The sequence below is a fragment of the Vreelandella jeotgali Hwa genome (genome assembly GCF_000334215.1).
GTDB lineage: Bacteria > Pseudomonadota > Gammaproteobacteria > Pseudomonadales > Halomonadaceae > Vreelandella > Vreelandella jeotgali.
Genome location: NZ_AMQY01000011.1, coordinates 17,057 through 35,175, shown reverse-complemented (window position 1 = coordinate 35,175; position 18,119 = coordinate 17,057). Strand labels below are relative to the sequence as shown.

Sequence of the window (18,119 nt, the reverse complement as noted above, 5' to 3'; positions counted from 1 at the left end):
TTCGCATTCTAGTTTTTCCCGGCGCGCAATGCATCCATCGCCCGCCTTTTACCCGGCCGACGTTGCTGACGCCCGGGCGCTTGACGATCCGCGAACGAAAGGGTTAAATGAAAACCGATAAAAAATGCAATTCATTATCATTAACCAGAAAGGATACTCGATGATGCAATCAGCACGCCTCGCCGCATCCATTGCGGCCGTTGTCGCCGGAAGCGCCTTCGCCACCTCGGCAGCGGCCGATGACATCAACGTCTATTCGGCCCGCCACTACGACTCCGACGACCGGCTGTATGAAGCCTTCACCGACGAGACCGGCATCGACGTCAACGTGCTGGAAGGCGGCTCCGACCAGCTCATCGAGCGCATCCAGCGCGAAGGCGTGGCCAGCCCCGCCGACGTCATGATCACCGTCGACGCCGGGCGCCTGTGGCGCGCCGAGGACGAAGGCATCTTCCAGAGCGTCGAGTCCGACAAGCTCAACGAGCGCGTGCCGGACTCCATGCGCCACCCGGACGGCCTCTGGTTCGGCTTCAGCCAGCGCGCCCGGGCCATCTTCTACAACCGCGAAGAGGTCGATCCCGGCGAGATCAACCGCTACGAAGACCTGGCCGACGACCGCTTCGAGGGCGATATCTGCATTCGCTCGTCGAACAACATCTACAACCAGTCGCTGCTGGCCTCGATGATCGCCGAACACGGCGAAGACGACGCGGAACAGTGGGCCCAGGGCATCGTTGATAACATGGCCCGCGACCCCGAAGGCGGCGATACCGACCAGCTGCTCGGCGTCGCCAGCGGCGAGTGCAACCTGGCCGTGGCCAACCACTACTACTACGTGCGCCTGCTCAAGTCCGACGACGATGCCGACCGCGAAGCCGCGCGCAAAGTGGGGATCATCTTCCCCAACCAGGACGACCGCGGCACTCACGTTAACGTGGGCGGTGCGGGCGTCGTCGAAAACGCGCCCAACCGCGACAACGCCGTACGCTTCCTCGAATTCCTCGCCTCGGATACCGCCCAGCACATCTTCGCTTCCGGCAACAACGAGTTCCCGGTAGTTGACGGCATCCACAAGGACCCGGTGCTGGAATCCTGGGGCAACTTCAAGAAAGACGACGTCAACGTCAGTGTCCTGGGTGAGAATAACCCCGAAGCCGTACGCATCTTCGACCGCGTCGGCTGGCGCTAAGCCCGCGCGCTGATCGCGCCGCGCACAACCGGATACGGCCCGCCCTCGATGGCGGGCCGTTTTGCGCTGGGCCATTCTGCACTGGAGCGTTTTAGGTTGGGGTGCTCCGGGTTGGTGCGTTTTGGATTAGTTGGAGCATTCCGGATTGGGACGTTTTGGATTAGTTCGGGCGTTCCGGATTGGGGCGCTTTGGATTAGTTCGGGTGTTCCGGATTGGGGCGCGGCTGAGGCATTTTGGGCTGAGACGTTTTAAAAGATAGTACGGCTAAAGGTGGTGGATGACACATTGCGGTCAGCAGTAACTAACGCTAGGGTCTAGCGCACCAAAGCCATGCAAAGGAGACTGGATGACCATTTGCCTCCGCCGTACCCGCCTTCAAGCCGGCACCGCCGCTTGCGCCCTCGCCACCGTGATGCTCACGGCCCCCACCGTCGCCAGCGCCGACACGGCGGCGACTGAACCTGAAGCCATTCGCTTTGCCGTGCCGCCCTGGCCCGGCGTTACCGTCAAATCCGAGCTCGCCGCCACGCTGTTTGACGCCCTGGGCTACGCCCCCAAACAGGAAGAGTTGGGCGCCACCATTGCCTACCAGGCGTTGGGCGAAAACGAACTCGACGCCTACTTTGCCGCCTGGCTGCCCGCTCAGCAGGGCATGTACGACACCGCCACCAGCGGCGAGAATCAGCTGGTCGACCTGGGCACCAACGTCGACGGCGCGCGGCTCGGGTTTGTCGTGCCGGACTACATCTTTGAAGCCGGCTACACCTCGGGCAAGGACCTGTGCAGCGAGGACCTGCGAGAGAAGGCCGGCGGCACGATCTATTCCATTGAAGTCGGCTCGGGCACCAGCGACCTGCTGTCGGACATGCAGGACAGCGGCACCTACTGCCTGGACGAATGGAACCTCTCGGAAACCTCGGCCTCGGGCATGTTCAGCCAGGCCAAGGCCTCGATCGACCGCGACGAATGGATCGTCTTCTACGCCTGGACGCCGCACTGGGCAAGCATCGAATACGACATCGAATTCCTCGACGACCCGGAAGATGCCTGGGGCCCGGACGGCGGCCGCAGCGACGTGCGCTCCCTGACCACCCAGGCCTTCGCCGAGCAAAACCCCAACGCGACGCGGCTGCTGGAACAGATCGTCTTTACCGCGGATCAGCAAAGTCAGATGATCAGCGGCCTGAGCTTTGAAGACCGCCCCTCCGACGACGTCGCCATGAGCTGGATGCAGGACAACCCCGATCGCATCAAGGCATTTCTTGACGGCGTCACCACCCGCAGCGGCGACCCCGCCTGGCCGACCGTCAAGAAAAAGCTCGACCTGCCCGACGCCTGAAGCGTTGCCAACACGGGCGCAAGAGAAAAGTTATACGGCCGCCCACGGGCGGCCGTTTTGCGTTGGGTGGCGGCACGCCCAACCATTCATCGGGAAAACTTGATCACAGTCAGTGACACGAAGACACGTCATCGCTAGAATTTCTGCAAATTTCGCCAAGCCTAGCGCTACAACCTCAAAAAATGAGAAGCACTAACATGAGAAAAATAGCATTACTTTTATTAATTGGACTTCTAAGCGGCTGCGCCACCCATGCTGAAATAAAGATGCCTGTTGTTAGTGTAGGGTCCCTGATGATCAAATGAGTGATAGAAGTTACCCTCTGCTGATAGCAAGAGAGCTTCTACAGCAGTTCATCCGGGAGCAGAGACATGGACATCAAGCTGCATAAGCAGGCCACCACCACACCAAAGATCCGTGCTGACATCCAGGCAGCGCCCGCCAGCATCAGCGATAGCGAGTTGGCGCGCCAGTACGGTGTTGGTGATTCGACGATACGCCGTTGGCGGTACCGCGACGATGTTCATGATCGGTCCCATACACGCCATAACCTGCTGGCTACGCTCACGTCCGAGCAGGAGGAAGTGCTGATCGCCGCTCGCGAGTTCCTGCGCCTCGGTCTGGATGACTTGCTCGTCGTGGCACGTGAGTTTCTGAATCCTCGGTTGTCACGCTCCGGCTTGCATCGCATGCTTAAGCGCCGTGAGGTGCCGACACTCGCGGAACTGGCCCGTCAGGATGCCGGAGATGATGGCAAGCCTCGGCACAAGCCCTTCAAGGACTACGAGCCTGGGTATGTGCATGTCGATATCAAGCACCTGCCCCAGATGCCCGACGAGGAGCAAAAGCGCTACCTATATGTTGCCATCGACCGTGCCACACGTTGGGTCTATCTGGAAGTCAGGCGCAGCCAGTCCGCCAGGGATGCCAAGGCGTTCATGAAGTGTGTGGAGGAAAAGGCGCCCTTCACGATCCAGACGGTGCTGACTGACAACGGCAAGTCGTTCACCGATCGCTTCACGCGGGCAGGTGAGCGCAGGCCCAGCGGCCGCCATCCCTTCGATCTGGAGTGCCAGGCCCATGGTATCGACCATCGCCTGATCAAGCCGGGAAGGCCGCAGACGAACGGTATGGTAGAACGGTTCAACGGCCGCATCAGCGACGTGCTGGCCACCCGGCGCTATACCTCAGGCGAGGATCTGGAGCAGACGCTCAAACGCTACGCTTGGCTGTACAATCACCACATCTCGCAGAAGGCACTGCATCATCAATCACCGATTGCGGCGATGAAGGAGTGGCAGGCCAAGCGACCTGAGTTATTTACCAAGCGGGTTGTTAATCACACGGGACCCGACAGTTAGTCAAGTACAAAACGCATCATATCAAAACAAAACACTCAGCTATGATATTCTTTACAGTCAGCCACAGCCAGGAATTTTTACCGAGGGAGAGCAGCAGTCATTGACACCGCTGGAAGACGCTGAGCTTTCGGTTGCCTCAGCTTCTACATTAAGGGACTTCCCCGAATTGATGCTTGAGCAGCTCCCGGCATCCGTTAACTATGCGGAAAATAGCGCTGATCTAAAACTTCACGTGCAAATTATTGCTCATGACAAAAAGGTCCCGCTTATTCCGACTATGAATTTGGCAAAAGCCTGGGCAAAGGGATTGCAAGTCTTGGCTTTGCATCCGACGAGTACGACATAATTGCCGACTTTGATGCTAAATATACGATAGAGCAGGATAAAAGAAATATTTTCAAAAACTACGAAGTGAAAGAAACCGAAGATCACCAAGAGGGACAGTTTGACTTATCAAATGAATTAGATGACATCACGTCACAAATTCTGGAAAAGCATATTATATTAACTCTAAATGATTTTTTCTCTGAAGCAGCAGATTACATAGACCCGTAGAACCATGGTATGAATGCGCAAAAATAAATTACCCAACGCCAGTGAGGGAGACGAGCTTTTCTTAAAAACCTGAATTCAACCAATAAGCGCAGCACCTGCGGTATTCAGTGCTCCGGAGTATTCCCCCAGAAACACCTGTGCCGGTGTTCGATAGCCGAGTCGTTTTCGAGGGCGGTCATTTAGCTTTCTCACCACCCTGCGTAGCTCGGCATCAGTGACTTGGCGGAAGCTGGTTCCCTTGGGAAAATACTGCCGAATCAAGCCGTTGGTGTTTTCATTGGTTCCGCGCTGTCCCGAGCAGTAGGCGTCGCAAAAGTAGGTTCGCGCTGCTACGGCTCTCGCCACGGTCTGGTGCTCCGAAAACTCCGATCCATTATCCAGCGTGATGGTTTTCACCGCCCCTCGACGAGGCTTCAGCAGGCGGATCATGGCCGTTTTCGTCAACGCCGCTGTAATGCTGGGTAGCCGTGCCGCCAGCAGATAACCGCTGCGTCGCTCAACCAGCGTGACGATGCCTGATTGCTTATGCCCCTGCAGTACCGTGTCACCCTCCCAGTGGCCGATGTAGCGCCGCTTCTCAACCTCGGCCGGGCGATGCTCGATACCCACGCGATCAGGTATCTTGCCAAGCCCTGCGCTTTTGGCGTGTGCACGGTGCTTGCTGCGTCTCTTGGGCTGCCGGAGATGTTGCCAAAGCGTGCCACCGCTGGCCTTGTCATCCCAGATCAGAGAGTAGATCCATTGATGACTGACGCCGACGCCGGCCAACGGTGCCATGAACCCACTGATCTGCTCTGGGCTCCACTCCTCACGCAGTCGGTCTGCAACCACAGCGATCAGGCTAGGCAAACGCTTTTTCCACTTCCAGGCGGTGCGTCGTCGGTTATCGCTACACGCCTGAGCCTGTTCGGGATCATAGCCACCGGCCGTCGCGTTGCGGCGCAGCTCACGGCTAATCGTGCTGCTGTGGAGCCTCAGCTCCCTGGCGATCTGTCGCTGGCTTCTACCCAAGTCATGGCGGGCGTAAATCTGGTATCGTTGCGTCTGGGTCAGCTGTTGGTATCCCATGCTCTGCTTCACTTTGGTCGGTAAAGCAGGAAGGGTACCGGCGCTGACCCTCCTACCTCTACCGTGCTGGCCAAAGTGCTGCAGTTATTCTATGAATTCAGGAAATTGAAGAATATAATAAAATTATTTAAATTACATTTTATATGCTTGTGTTCCGGCTGCACATCTATGATGAGTATATACTAACAAACTTCAGCATAACTTAATAGAAAAGCCAAAACCCCATGAAGTAACTTACAAGGTGAAATTAAATGCATAAAATAATATTGGTCATTATAACGTCTATAGCTATAGCTGGCTGTGTCGGTGCAGGACAAAATCTTCCAGAAAAAGAAACATCAATAATATTAAAACAATTAGCTCAAGCTATGAAAAACATGGAATAGCATTATTGAGTTCTTTGCTGTTAACAACACTCCCTTGGAAAAATAAATAAGGGAGACGGGTTAATAACTTCGTCACGACACCTTCGCACACTTGACGAACTAGATTGCGGGCAAGCCACAGGACAAATAAGTTGGGCATCAGCAAAAATGGAAAACATTGGTGGAAACATCAACGTGGTAGTACGTTCAATTAAACCTGAAAAACAAAAGTTATCGTATCTGTTTTTGGGAGTGGCGACATTAACATAAGAAACGCCTACGGGAACTCTTTGAGCTCTCAAGAAGCAAGATGTGTTTCAACCGGCGCATTTGAAAAGTCACTATTCTCTTATTTAGAGAATAAATGAATATATGTCGGGTCCCGTGTGATTAACAACCCGCTTGGTAAATAACTCAGGTCGCTTGGCCTGCCACTCCTTCATCGCCGCAATCGGTGATTGATGATGCAGTGCCTTCTGCGAGATGTGGTGATTGTACAGCCAAGCGTAGCGTTTGAGCGTCTGCTCCAGATCCTCGCCTGAGGTATAGCGCCGGGTGGCCAGCACGTCGCTGATGCGGCCGTTGAACCGTTCTACCATACCGTTCGTCTGCGGCCTTCCCGGCTTGATCAGGCGATGGTCGATACCATGGGCCTGGCACTCCAGATCGAAGGGATGGCGGCCGCTGGGCCTGCGCTCACCTGCCCGCGTGAAGCGATCGGTGAACGACTTGCCGTTGTCAGTCAGCACCGTCTGGATCGTGAAGGGCGCCTTTTCCTCCACACACTTCATGAACGCCTTGGCATCCCTGGCGGACTGGCTGCGCCTGACTTCCAGATAGACCCAACGTGTGGCACGGTCGATGGCAACATATAGGTAGCGCTTTTGCTCCTCGTCGGGCATCTGGGGCAGGTGCTTGATATCGACATGCACATACCCAGGCTCGTAGTCCTTGAAGGGCTTGTGCCGAGGCTTGCCATCATCTCCGGCATCCTGACGGGCCAGTTCCGCGAGTGTCGGCACCTCACGGCGCTTAAGCATGCGATGCAAGCCGGAGCGTGACAACCGAGGATTCAGAAACTCACGTGCCACGACGAGCAAGTCATCCAGACCGAGGCGCAGGAACTCGCGAGCGGCGATCAGCACTTCCTCCTGCTCGGACGTGAGCGTAGCCAGCAGGTTATGGCGTGTATGGGACCGATCATGAACATCGTCGCGGTACCGCCAACGGCGTATCGTCGAATCACCAACACCGTACTGGCGCGCCAACTCGCTATCGCTGATGCTGGCGGGCGCTGCCTGGATGTCAGCACGGATCTTTGGTGTGGTGGTGGCCTGCTTATGCAGCTTGATGTCCATGTCTCTGCTCCCGGATGAACTGCTGTAGAAGCTCTCTTGCTATCAGCAGAGGGTAACTTCTATCACTCATTTGATCATCAGGGACCCTACACATAGAAGGGAACGATAAAAATAGTCATTCTTCCGCAGCAGACTTTATTAAATGCCTCTACCCGCCCGGCTTATACCGGGCGGCTCCCTTCTTGAATCCTGATACCACGCACTTCAGTGCGGTTCATCCCAATGAGTGCCGCTTTCAGCTTCGACCGTTAGCGCCACACTCAGGCTGGCGGCTTGCTCCATGCATTTGGCGACTTCTTCCTTGAAGGCGTCGAGCTCGCTTTCGGCGACTTCGAATACCAACTCATCGTGAACCAGCATTACCATCAGCGCGTCGAAGTCGCTTTCCTGTAGCCAGGCGTCTGGCAGCGCTGGCAAACCGAGAAATACGACTACCGGCCGCCGACGCTGACCGGAGCAGAGCAGAGCAGAGCAACATCCTCCCAACCAGGAAGGCGGGGGTTAAATCACGCTGGCATTGAGGCAGATTCATCGCGGACTAAGGCCCGCTCCCACCAAACGCTATCGAAGCGTCGTGCCGCTTTTCCCGATAAAGTGCGATAAGTGCTTGGTTTCATAAATGACGGCAGCACCTTGGCCCATACGGTAGAGGCAGGAAAGCCAGCGCTGGTACCCTGCCTGCTGTACCCACTAAAGCGAAGCAGAGCGCGGCGTTACGCAACAACCGGAAATCTATATGTCACCGTATTCAAAACAGAAACAAGCCCTTGGCCTGCTGGGCTGGCTGGCCGTGTGCTTTGCGGCGTCTGCCGTGGGGGCCGTTGCCTCGATACAGGCCAGCGCCTTTTACGGCCAGCTTGCACAGCCTGACTGGGCGCCGCCGGCGTCGGTATTCGGGCCGGTGTGGACGACGCTTTATGCGCTGATGGGCGTTGCCGCCTGGCTGGTCTGGCGGCGTGGCGGGGTTCAGCGCCAGCGGTGGGCGCTCACTCTGTTTCTTGTGCAGCTGGCGGTAAACGCGCTGTGGAGCTGGGTGTTCTTCGTCTGGCACCAGGGCGCGCTCGGGTTTGCCAATATTCTGCTGCTGATTGTGCTGGTGGCGGGGACGCTGGTGGGCTTTTGGCGGGTTCAGCGGCTTGCCGGTGCCCTTCTCGTCCCCTACCTGCTGTGGATTAGCTTCGCCGCGGCGCTCAACTATTCGGTGTGGCAGCTGAATCCGCAGGTGCTGGGGTGAGACGAAGCGTCTGAGACAGGCATACCACAGGCGCCTGCCCCCTATGTCACTGAAAACGCAGTGAAGCAATCTCGGGGGTTCTTGCGACTAGCACAGTGAGGAGATCGCTTCGCAAGCTCACGATGACGCGTAGAGGGTGCAGTGGCGGGTTTGGACACCTTCGCCCGGCGCGATCCGGCCTCCTACAGCGGCACAATAGCCATTTTTCGTGATTTTTCGCCCTTCATTCACTGCTGATAAAGAAATTTCGTATGGCATTTAGCGAGTTTGAACAAAAGAAAGTTGAGCGAGCCGCAGCAACATGGCGGGACATCATGCGCCCGCCAGCTGCTGTTCGCACCCAGCTGGATCTTGACATCCGGGTAGCCGACCAGAGCGTACAAGTTATCGAGGTTGCCCCGGACTTTCGCGATCCGACAGAAACCATAGAGACGCCAGCGGCAAAAGCTACCTACGTCAAAAAAAACCAGCGCTGGAAAATCTATTGGATGCGCAGTGACCTGAAATGGCATGCCTACATGCCGGAGCCCGAGGCACGCACCATCGATGATGTTTTGGCGATCGTCCACGCTGACAAGAACTGCTGTTTCTTCGGGTAGCGCATAAGCCATAGGCGCCTGCCAGCGCCCGGCGGATCCGGCCTCCCACAACGGCACCTCAAATCAAGCGCTTTGTCTTTTGATTAATGCGCCTCGTCCCAGTGGGTGCCGCTCTCGGCTTCGACCGTTAGCGCGACGCTGAGGCTGGCGGCGTTTTGCATGCGTTTAGCGACTTCTTCCTTAAAGGCGTCGAGCTGGCTTTCAGCGACTTCAAACACCAGCTCGTCGTGGACCTGCATGACCATCAGCGCGTCGAAGTCGCTTTGCTGTAGCCAGGCGTCGACGTCGATCATCGCCTGTTTGATGATGTCCGCCGCGGTGCCCTGCATGGGCGCGTTGATCGCGGTGCGCTCGGCGGCCTGGCGGCGATTGCGGTTTTGGGCGTTGATTTCCGGCAGGTAGAGCCGGCGGCCGGCGACGGTTTCGACAAAGCCGTCCTCGGCGGCCTGAGCGCGAATGCGCTCCATGTAGCGCGCCACACCGGGATAGCGGTCGAAGTAGCGGTCGATGTAGGTCTGCGCCTGGTTGCGTTCGATGTGCAGCTGGCGCGACAGCCCCCAGGCGCTCATGCCGTAGATCAGCCCGAAGTTGATGGCCTTGGCGCTGCGGCGCTGGTCACTTGAGACCTTGTCCACTGGCGTGCCGAACACCTCGGCGGCGGTGGCGGCGTGGATGTCCTGGCCTTCGGCGAAGGCGTTGAGCAGGCCCTTGTCTTCCGACAGGTGCGCCATGATGCGCAGCTCGATCTGGGAATAGTCGGCGGCGACCACGCGGTAGCCCGGGCGCGCAGTAAACGCCTGGCGGATCTTGCGCCCTTCGTCGGTGCGGATGGGAATGTTCTGCAGGTTGGGATCCGACGACGACAGCCGCCCGGTGGCGGTCACCGCCTGATGGTAGCTGGTGTGAACGCGCCCGGTGGCCTTGTTCACCAGCCGCGGCAGCTTGTCGGTGTAGGTGGATTTGAGCTTGGACAGCCCGCGGTGTTCGATAATCACCTTGGGCAGCGGGTAGTCCAGCGCCAGCTCTTCGAGCACCGCTTCGGCGGTGGACGGCGCGCCCTTGGGGGTTTTCTTGAGCACGGGGATTTGCTGCTCGTCGAACAGAATTTCCCCCAGCTGCTTTGGCGAGCTCAGGTTGAATTCGCGCTCGGCGAGCTCGAAGGCCTTTTGCTCCAGCTCGTGAATGCGCGCCTCAAGCTCCTGGTTCTGAGCATGCAGGCGTTCCACGTCCAGCATCACGCCGGCGCGCTCCATGCGCGAGAGGACCGGGATCAGCGGCAGCTCCAGGGTTTCCAGCACTTCCGCCAGCCGGCCTTCTTTTTCCACCTGCGGCGCAAGGGTATCCAGCAGGCGCAGGGTGATATCCACGTCTTCGCAAGCGTAAGGCACGGCCTGTTCGAGTGCGACCTGATTAAATGTCAGCTGCTTGGCGCCCTTCCCCGCCACGTCCTGGAACGACGTGGTGGTTTCGCCCAGATATCGGGATGCCAGCGAGTCCATGTCGTGACGGGTGGCCGTGGAGTTGAGCACGTAGGACGACAGCATGGTGTCGGCCAGCGGCGGCGCGACGGCGATGCCGTAGTTCGCCAGCACGGAAATATCGTACTTAAGGTTCTGGCCGATTTTGGTCTTGCCGGTGTTTTGCCAAATCGGCGTTAGCGATTCGAGTACCGCACGGCGGTCGAGCTGCTCGGGGGCGTCGAGATAGTCGTGGGCCAGCGGAATGTACGCCGCCTCGCCGGCTTCCAGCGCCAGCCCCACGCCGACGATCTCGGCCTCCATGTAGTCGAGGCTGGTGGTTTCCAGGTCAAAGCAGAAACGCTCGGCGGCGTGCAGCCGTTCGAGCCAGGCGTCGAGAGTTTTCTGTGTGGTGATCACCACGTCGCGGCGCTGGCTCTGGGCGCCGGGTTCATCCGCCGCGTCGCCCTCGCTGGCCGATGCGTCAGCCGGGGCGGGGCTGCCGCCTTCAACGTCGTCCACGCCCTGATCCCGGCCTTCCAGCAGCTCGTTGAGCTCGCGTTTGAACTCCAGCTCGCGGTACAGCTCGACCAGCGCCTCGCGGTCGGGGTGGGCGATTTCCAGATCGTCCACTCCGGCGGGCAGCTCGCAGTCGGTCCTGATGGTGGCCAGATCAAACGACAGGTACGCCTTGTCGCGGTGTTCCTCGAGCTTTTTGGGCAGCGTTTTGGCGCCGCGAAAGTCCAGCGTCGTTACCCGCTGGAGGTCGCCGTAGATTATATCCAGCCCGCCGTTCATGCCCTGCAGCAGGCCCACGGCAGTTTTCTGCCCCACGCCGGGCACGCCGGGAATGTTGTCGACCTTGTCGCCCATCAGCGCCAGGTAGTCGATGATCAGCGAGGGCGGGAGGCCGAACTTTTCCTCGACGCCGGCGACGTCGAGGGTTTCGTTTTTCATGGTGTTGACCATGGTAATGTGGCCGTTGACCAGCTGAGCCATGTCCTTGTCGCCGGTGGAAATCACCGCGTCGCGCCCGGCGTCGGTGGCGTGGCGGGCCAGGGTGCCGATAACGTCGTCGGCCTCGACGCCGCCGATGCTCAAAAGCGGCAGCCCCAGCGCCCTGACGCACTGGTGCAGCGGTTCGATCTGGCCGCGCAGGTCATCGGGCATCGGCGGGCGGTTGGCCTTGTATTCGCTGTAGATCTCGTCGCGGAAGGTCTTGCCCGGGGCGTCGAAAATCACCGCCATGGGGCTTTGCGGATAGTCCTTGATCAGGCGCTTGAGCATGTTGAGCACGCCTTTCACGGCGCCGGTGGGCTGCCCGGAGGCGGTCGTCAGCGCCGGCAGGGCGTGATACGCCCGATAAAGGTAGGAAGAACCGTCCACTAGAACGATGGGTGCGCGAGCCATAGCCAGTATCCGTTTGCCAGAAGATGATGGGGGCTATAATACCTGCTGTGACCCTGGCATGAAGCCGTTGGACGAAATAACCCCCGCCTGATTGCCTTGCGATGCTGCCAAGACGGGCGGCAAATCGCTACAATGCGGGGTCCGGCAACCTGAGCGAGATTCTCATGGCTGTATTCACTCCGCTTGGCGACGCGCAGGTCGCTACGTTTCTGGCATCGTTTGACGTGGGCCGCCTGGTATCGTTGAAGGGCGTGACCGGCGGCACGGAAAACTCGACGTTTTTTGTCACCACCGACGAACGCGAGCTGGTGCTCACGCTGTTTGAGCAGGGCGAGCAGGAAGAGCTGCCGTTTTTTGTCGATCTGCTGGATTACCTCGACGAGCATAACCTGCCCGTGCCCGGCCCGATTCACGACCGCGACGGCATTGCGCTACAGCGCCTGGCGGACAAGCCCGCGCTGCTGTTTCCGCGCCTGCCCGGCCGCCATCCGGAAACCCCCAGCCTTGAACAGTGCCGCGTGCTTGGCGATACCCTGGGGCGCATGCACCGCGTCTCCCGGGGGTTTTCCGGGCATCGCCCCAACCCCCGCGATCTGAGCTGGCTGCAGGCCATGCACCACAAGGTGCTGGGCTTTTTGAGCCATGACGACCAGACGCTGATGAAAAACGCCGTAGAGGATTTCGAGAGCGAATTGGCCGCCCACGGCGAGCTGCCCCAGGGGGTGCTTCACGGCGATCTGTTCCGGGATAACACCCTGTTCGAAGGCGAGCGCCTGGGCGGTATCATCGACTTTTACAACGGCTGCACCGGCGAGCTGCTGTTTGACGTTGCCATTGCAGTCAACGACTGGGCGACCCACGCGGATGGCCGTCTGGATGAAGCGCGGTATTACGCGCTGCTGGAAGCCTACCAGGCGCGCCGGCCCTTTACCCGCGATGAGCGCAAGGTGTGGCCGACCATGCTGAGCATGACGGCGCTGCGCTACTGGCTTTCGCGGCTGCTGGTGGTTTACGTCAACCCGCCGGCACACGATCTCACGCCCCACGACCCCACGCAGTTTCGCACCATCTTCAAGGCGCGCCAGCTGAACGGTGCTCTGCCGCTGCCGGAACCCTCGGCCACCGAGGCCTGATCCACAGCGGCTGGAAGAAGCGCGGCTTGCCGGTGCCGGCAAGCCGCGGGGGATCAGTCCCAGTTCATGACCACCTTGCCCGAGCTGCCTTCTTCCATGATGGCGAAGGCCTGCTCGTAGTCGTCGGCGGCGACGCGGTGGGTAATCACCGGCTCCAGGTCGAGCCCCGACTGGATGAGGCTCGACATCTTGTACCAGGTCTCGAACATTTCCCGGCCGTAAATGCCGCGAATGGTCAGCCCCTTGAAGATGACCCGGCTCCAGTCGATGGGCATTTCCCCGGGCGGGATACCCAGCATGGCGATTTTGCCGCCGTGGTTGATGGCATCGAGCATCTGGTTGATGGCGGAGGCGACGCCGGACATTTCCAGCACGACGTCAAAGCCTTCGGACATGTTCAGCTCGGCCATGACATCTTCCAGCGATTCCCGCGAGACATTGACCCCACGGGTGACGCCCATGCGGTCGGCCAGCGCCAGACGCTCATCGTTGATGTCGGTGATCACCACGTGGCGCGCGCCGACGTGGCGGGCCACGGCGGCGGCCATGATGCCGATGGGGCCGGCGCCGGTAATCAGCACGTCCTCGCCCACCAGATCAAACGCCAGCGCGGTATGTACGGCGTTGCCGAAGGGATCGAAAATCGCCGCCAGATCAAAGGAAACCTCGTCGGGCAGCTTGAAGAGGTTGTAGGCCGGCAGGGTCATGTATTCGGCAAAGGCGCCCTGACGGTTGACGCCGACACCGGCCGTATTGCGGCAGAGATGGCGCAGCCCGGCACGGCAGTTGCGACAGTAACCGCAGGTGATATGGCCTTCGCCGGAGACCCGGTCGCCCACGGCAAAGCCGTCAACGCCTTCGCCCAGGGCGACGATTTCACCGCTGTATTCGTGGCCGGTAATCATCGGCACCGGCACGGATTTCTGCGCCCATTCATCCCAGTGGTAGATGTGCAGGTCGGTACCGCAGATCGAGGTGCGGTGAATTTTGATCAGCACGTCGTTGTGCCCGGGTTCGGGCACCGGCGCGTCGATCATCCAGATGCCGGGCTCGGCTTTGCTCTTGGCCAGTGCTTTCATGCAATCACCTCCAGTTCCCGGCCGATGCGTGTGAATGCGTCAATGGCCGTGTCAATTTGCGCCGGCGTGTGCGCCGCCGACATCTGCGTGCGAATGCGAGCCTGCCCGCGCGGCACCACCGGGAAGGAAAAGCCGATGACGTAGATGCCCTCCGCCAGCAGCCGCTCGGCGAAGGTCGATGCCAGCCGGGCGTCGCCCAGCATCACCGGGATGATGGGGTGGTCGGCGCCGGTCAGGGTAAAGCCGGCCTTTTCCAGCCCCTGGCGGAAGCGGGCGACATTGTCCCAGAGCCGCTGACGCAGCTTGCTGCCCTGCTCCACCATGTCGAGCACCTCATGGCTCGCGGCCACAATGGGCGGCGCCAGAGCGTTGGAGAACAGATACGGCCGCGAGCGCTGGCGCAGCCATTCGGCAATCGCCCCGCGCGCCGCGGTCACGCCGCCCGAGGCACCGCCCAGCGCCTTGCCCAGGGTGGTCGTGATGATATCCACCCGGCCCATGACGTCATGGTACTCGTGGGTGCCGCGGCCGCCCTCGCCCATAAAGCCGGTGGCGTGGCAGTCGTCGACCATGACCATGGCGCCGTACTTCTCCGCCAGATCGCAAACGGCGGTGAGGTTGGCGACCACGCCGTCCATCGAGAAGACGCCGTCGGTGGCAATGAGCTTGAAGCGCGCACCGGCCTCGTCGGCTTCCTTCAGCCGCGCTTCCAGCTCGGCCATGTCGTTGTTGGCGTAGCGATAGCGCGACGCCTTGCACAGGCGGATGCCGTCGATGATCGAGGCGTGGTTGAGCGCATCAGAAATCACCGCGTCTTCCGGCCCCAGCAGCGTTTCGAACAGCCCGCCGTTGGCGTCGAAGCACGAGGAGTAAAGAATGGCGTCGTCCATGCCCAGAAAGTCGGCCAGGCGCTTTTCCAGCCGGCGGTGCTCGGCGTGGGTGCCGCAGATAAAGCGCACCGACGCCATGCCCAGCCCCTGCTGGTGCAGGCCGCGCTCGGCGGCCTTGATCAGCGCCGGATCATCGGCCAGCCCCAGGTAGTTGTTGGCGCAGAAGTTGATCACTTCGCCCTGGGCCACGCTTACCCGCGCGCGCTGAGGCGACATCAGCTCGCGCTCGTGCTTGTAGAGGCCTTCTTCGTGAAGCTCGTCGAGCTGACGCTGGAGCTGTTGCTGAAATGCCTGAGTCATACCTCTTCCTCGTTTACATTCTGCGTGGCGTCTTCCGGCGGATGCTTGAGTTCCTTGCCGCCCGGGCCTTCATAGCGCCGGCCCCAGCCGGTCAGTACCGCTCCCAGCATGATCACGACCAGCAGCCAGCCCTGGAAGACAAACGGGAATACCTCGGTGGGCGCCACGCTCGGCAGCCATTCGTAGGTATCCTGCATCAGTTTGATGGTCGACCAGCCGAGCAGCACCGGCGCGCCCCAGGGGAAGATGTAGCCCAGCGCCGAGGTCATGGCGTCGAGCATGTTGGCCCGGCGATAGCGGTGAATCCGGTAGCGCTCGCCCAGCTCGCGTACGAAGGGCGCGGCGGCGATTTCGGCGGCGGTGTTGATGGTAATCGCGGTGTTCAACAGCGCGACGATGCCCCAGATGGCCAGCTCGGCCTTGCGCACGGACTGCTTGATCCAGGCCACCAGCTTGCCGGTGACCACTTCCATGGTGCCGCCCAGCTTGAGCAGATAGGCCGAGGCGACAATCAGCAGGATCAGGATCGCCATATTGACGTAGCCCTGGACCCCCTGCACCAGCGCGCCGGTCATCACCGTGTCGGCGTCGGGATCAAAGCCGATGATATCGCCCAGCGATCCGGTGCCGGACAGCAGAATCACCGGAATCGAGGTAATGATACCCCAGGTCAGCGAGGTCAGCAGGTGCTGACCGGACAGCGCCAGAATCAACACCAGAGCAAAGGGGATAAGCATCAACAGCCCCATGGGGTCGGTAGAGCTCATCATCTCTTCGAGGGCGGCCGGATCAGCAAAGCTGGCGTCGCCACCGCCACCGAACATGGCAAACAGGATGGCCGTGGGAATTGCCGCGGCAATGGAATACTTGAAGCGGCTGCGCACCACGCCGGGCACATCGGCACCCTGGGTGGTGGCAGAGACGATGGTGGTGTCCGACACCGGCGCCAAGTTGTCGCCAAAGATCGCCCCGGAAAGAATCGCGGCAAACAGCATGATCGGGTCGCTGCCCACGGCCACTCCGGCGGGGTACATCAGCGTACAGAACGCCACCGTGGTGCCGTAGCCGGTGCCCACGGCGGTGGAGAAAACCCCCGCGAGCACGAACGTCATGGCGACAAAGAGCCCCCCGGTCACGTCGGATACGCCGCCTAGCCATACCAGCCCTTCAACCAGGCCGCCGACCTGCAGCACCTGGGCGAACATGCCGGCAAAAAACCAGGCAACGATGGCGACGACGCCCACCGGCTGGGTCATGCCTTCAAACAGGCCGTTGGCATAATCCGACCAGCGGCTTACACAGCAGAAAAGCCCAAGAATAATGCCGAACAGCGCGCCCATGACCAGGCCGAGTTCCGACGACAGGCCCAGCACACTGATGGTGATCGCCCAGACGACAAAAAATGCCAGCGGAATAGCGGCGCCCAGAGCGCCGAAACGAAACGACAGGGAAGCCACGGGCGGCTGTTCCTGCCCTGGCGATGCGGATGTCTCTGCCATGCCATTGATCCTTGTCTTGTAGGAATGCGTTTTGTCTGAATACGCTTTTTGGGGGTACGTTTCTTGTGGATGCGTTCTTTGTGGACGCGCTATGGGTAGAAAAGACCCTGTACGAAGTAAGCCTTGTGCGGATAAATCCGGTGCAGACAGACCCTGTGGGATGAATCATTGTCGTTATGCAGTCGAACCGGCGGCAGTAAAAGCATAAAAGCAATTTTCACCAGCCTATCGGCCTTCGACATCGTTTTTTGCGTTCACCAAGGCAAAATAGAAGATATATGACATGCAGGAAAGGATTAACGCCTTAGACGATAGACGTAATCGCTGTCGGCTTCAGGCTCTCTACCCCAGGGTATGGGCCCAGCCCCGTAACACCGGGCAGGTCACATAAAAAGCCCATAAAAAACCCACAGGAAAATAAAGGATCTACGTAAGGATTTACGTAAAACAAAAAAGCCGCCCCGAAGGGCGGCTTTTGATTGTCTGCAAGGCATTGGTAACGCGGCCTTTCGCGTGGTGCCGACACCAGGAGTCGAACCCGGGACCTACTGATTACAAGTCAGTTGCTCTACCAACTGAGCTATGTCGGCTCAGGCATTATCCTGTTAATCACCGCTTGCGGTCATTGTCGGAATAATGGCTGGGGTAGCAGGATTCGAACCTGCGCATACCGATACCAAAAACCGGTGCCTTACCACTTGGCTATACCCCAACGGTTGGCGGTTGGTGGCCGGAGACGGAATCGAACCGCCGACACGAGGATTTTCAATCCACTGCTCTACCAACTGAGCTATCCGGCCTGCCGCGCCAACGGAGCGTATTAAACTAAAACCGGCGCCCGGCGTCAATACCCTCGGCAACTTTCTTCACCGCCTGCCGGGATACAGCCTTTCATTTTCGCCGTTCATGTTCTACGCGCCTGGCGTTTGGCGCAGCATCAACCCGCCGAGACGTTCAGGTTTCGGGCGGCACATAGCCTTCCGCGCGGTCGGTTTCGCGGTTATCCAGAAAGCGCTCCATCTGATCCATCAAATAGGCCCGGGCATCGGGGTCGAGCATATTCAGGTGCTGCTCGTTGATCAGGCGGGTCTGCAGCGCCTGCCATTCGTCCCATGCCTGTTTGGAGACGTTCGCCTGGATTTGCTGGCCTTTCTCGCCGGGCAGCGGCGGAAACGGCAACGCTTCCATGTCCTGCTGATATTTGCGGCAAAATACGGTCTGACTCATGGCTGACTCCTTGCAGCAATGCATACGGATTCGGATAACAGGCTACGCACGGCCG

Annotated in this window: 15 protein-coding genes, 3 tRNA genes and 1 pseudogene; 8 read left to right on the top strand and 11 right to left on the bottom strand. The window is 59.5% G+C overall.

The genetic code is table 11. The features are described 5' to 3' along the window. Window positions 1–160: 160 nt before the first annotated feature. From C793_RS0103495 to C793_RS14430, 4 genes are all read left to right on the top strand, one after another. Window positions 161–1,189, top strand: a complete 1,029-nt coding sequence (locus tag C793_RS0103495) for a Fe(3+) ABC transporter substrate-binding protein (protein ID WP_017429568.1) — start codon at window positions 161–163, stop codon at window positions 1,187–1,189. Window positions 1,190–1,536: 347 nt separating this feature from the next. After that, complete coding sequence (locus C793_RS0103490) at window positions 1,537–2,529, top strand: glycine betaine ABC transporter substrate-binding protein (protein WP_017429567.1); 993 nt, start codon at window positions 1,537–1,539, stop codon at window positions 2,527–2,529. 371 nt (window positions 2,530–2,900) lie between these two features. Next, window positions 2,901–3,890 carry an IS481 family transposase gene (locus C793_RS0103485; protein ID WP_017429566.1) on the top strand — a complete coding sequence of 330 codons (990 nt, stop codon included), beginning with the start codon at window positions 2,901–2,903 and terminating at the stop codon, window positions 3,888–3,890. A gap of 100 nt (window positions 3,891–3,990) precedes the next feature. Next, on the top strand, window positions 3,991–4,236 hold the full coding sequence (locus C793_RS14430) for a hypothetical protein (RefSeq protein WP_156804883.1): 246 nt from the start codon (window positions 3,991–3,993) through the stop codon (window positions 4,234–4,236). A 284-nt stretch (window positions 4,237–4,520) separates the two neighbouring features. Here the strand turns inward: C793_RS14430 and C793_RS13480 are convergent, their stop codons facing one another. After that, window positions 4,521–5,513: an IS30 family transposase gene (locus tag C793_RS13480; RefSeq protein ID WP_017429565.1), complete on the bottom strand. Its 993-nt coding sequence runs from the start codon at window positions 5,511–5,513 to the stop codon at window positions 4,521–4,523. A 251-nt stretch (window positions 5,514–5,764) separates the two neighbouring features. Here C793_RS13480 and C793_RS14775 point away from each other — a divergent pair, with 251 nt between their 5' ends. Beyond that, window positions 5,765–5,899 (top strand): hypothetical protein, encoded by a 135-nt coding sequence (locus C793_RS14775; protein ID WP_281103785.1) that lies wholly within the window; start codon window positions 5,765–5,767, stop codon window positions 5,897–5,899. Between the two features lie 332 nt (window positions 5,900–6,231). Here the strand turns inward: C793_RS14775 and C793_RS0103475 are convergent, their stop codons facing one another. Beyond that, on the bottom strand, window positions 6,232–7,236 hold the full coding sequence (locus C793_RS0103475; RefSeq protein WP_017429564.1) for an IS481 family transposase: 1,005 nt from the start codon (window positions 7,234–7,236) through the stop codon (window positions 6,232–6,234). A 204-nt stretch (window positions 7,237–7,440) separates the two neighbouring features. Continuing rightward, window positions 7,441–7,638 (bottom strand): annotated as a pseudogene (locus C793_RS14265) (DNA polymerase); the annotation flags it as partial. Window positions 7,639–7,972: 334 nt separating this feature from the next. Between C793_RS14265 and C793_RS0103465 the strand changes: the two are divergent. Both C793_RS0103465 and C793_RS0103460 read left to right on the top strand, forming a co-directional pair. After that, a complete protein-coding gene (locus C793_RS0103465; protein ID WP_017429562.1) occupies window positions 7,973–8,470 on the top strand; it encodes a TspO/MBR family protein in 498 nt (165 codons plus the stop codon). Window positions 8,471–8,721: 251 nt separating this feature from the next. After that, window positions 8,722–9,069: a DUF3024 domain-containing protein gene (locus tag C793_RS0103460; protein WP_017429561.1), complete on the top strand. Its 348-nt coding sequence runs from the start codon at window positions 8,722–8,724 to the stop codon at window positions 9,067–9,069. 83 nt (window positions 9,070–9,152) lie between these two features. On the opposite strand, the gene polA is transcribed toward C793_RS0103460, so the two are convergent. Beyond that, window positions 9,153–11,936 (bottom strand): DNA polymerase I, encoded by a 2,784-nt coding sequence (gene polA, locus C793_RS0103455; RefSeq protein WP_017429560.1) that lies wholly within the window; start codon window positions 11,934–11,936, stop codon window positions 9,153–9,155. Between the two features lie 164 nt (window positions 11,937–12,100). On the opposite strand from polA, the gene C793_RS0103450 reads away from it, so the two are divergent. Then, window positions 12,101–13,069 (top strand): homoserine kinase, encoded by a 969-nt coding sequence (locus tag C793_RS0103450; protein ID WP_017429559.1) that lies wholly within the window; start codon window positions 12,101–12,103, stop codon window positions 13,067–13,069. 53 nt (window positions 13,070–13,122) lie between these two features. Here C793_RS0103450 and tdh read toward each other — a convergent pair whose 3' ends face one another. From tdh to C793_RS0103415, 7 genes are all read right to left on the bottom strand, one after another. Then, complete coding sequence (gene tdh, locus C793_RS0103445) at window positions 13,123–14,148, bottom strand: L-threonine 3-dehydrogenase (protein WP_017429558.1); 1,026 nt, start codon at window positions 14,146–14,148, stop codon at window positions 13,123–13,125. Continuing rightward, window positions 14,145–15,338, bottom strand: coding sequence for a glycine C-acetyltransferase (locus tag C793_RS0103440; RefSeq protein WP_017429557.1), 1,194 nt, complete (start codon window positions 15,336–15,338; stop codon window positions 14,145–14,147). The genes tdh and C793_RS0103440 overlap by 4 nt, the downstream gene beginning before the upstream one ends. Next, window positions 15,335–16,837: a Na+/H+ antiporter NhaC family protein gene (locus C793_RS0103435; protein WP_017429556.1), complete on the bottom strand. Its 1,503-nt coding sequence runs from the start codon at window positions 16,835–16,837 to the stop codon at window positions 15,335–15,337. Before C793_RS0103435 ends, C793_RS0103440 begins: the two co-directional genes overlap by 4 nt. A gap of 514 nt (window positions 16,838–17,351) precedes the next feature. Further along, window positions 17,352–17,427: transfer RNA gene (locus tag C793_RS0103430), tRNA-Thr, on the bottom strand. Window positions 17,428–17,474: 47 nt separating this feature from the next. After that, a tRNA-Gln gene (locus C793_RS0103425) sits at window positions 17,475–17,549 on the bottom strand. A 12-nt stretch (window positions 17,550–17,561) separates the two neighbouring features. After that, a tRNA-Phe gene (locus C793_RS0103420) sits at window positions 17,562–17,637 on the bottom strand. 154 nt (window positions 17,638–17,791) lie between these two features. After that, the gene (locus tag C793_RS0103415) at window positions 17,792–18,064 is read right to left on the bottom strand and encodes an oxidative damage protection protein (protein ID WP_017429555.1); all 273 of its coding nucleotides are present in this window, start codon (window positions 18,062–18,064) and stop codon (window positions 17,792–17,794) included. Window positions 18,065–18,119 lie beyond the last annotated feature (55 nt).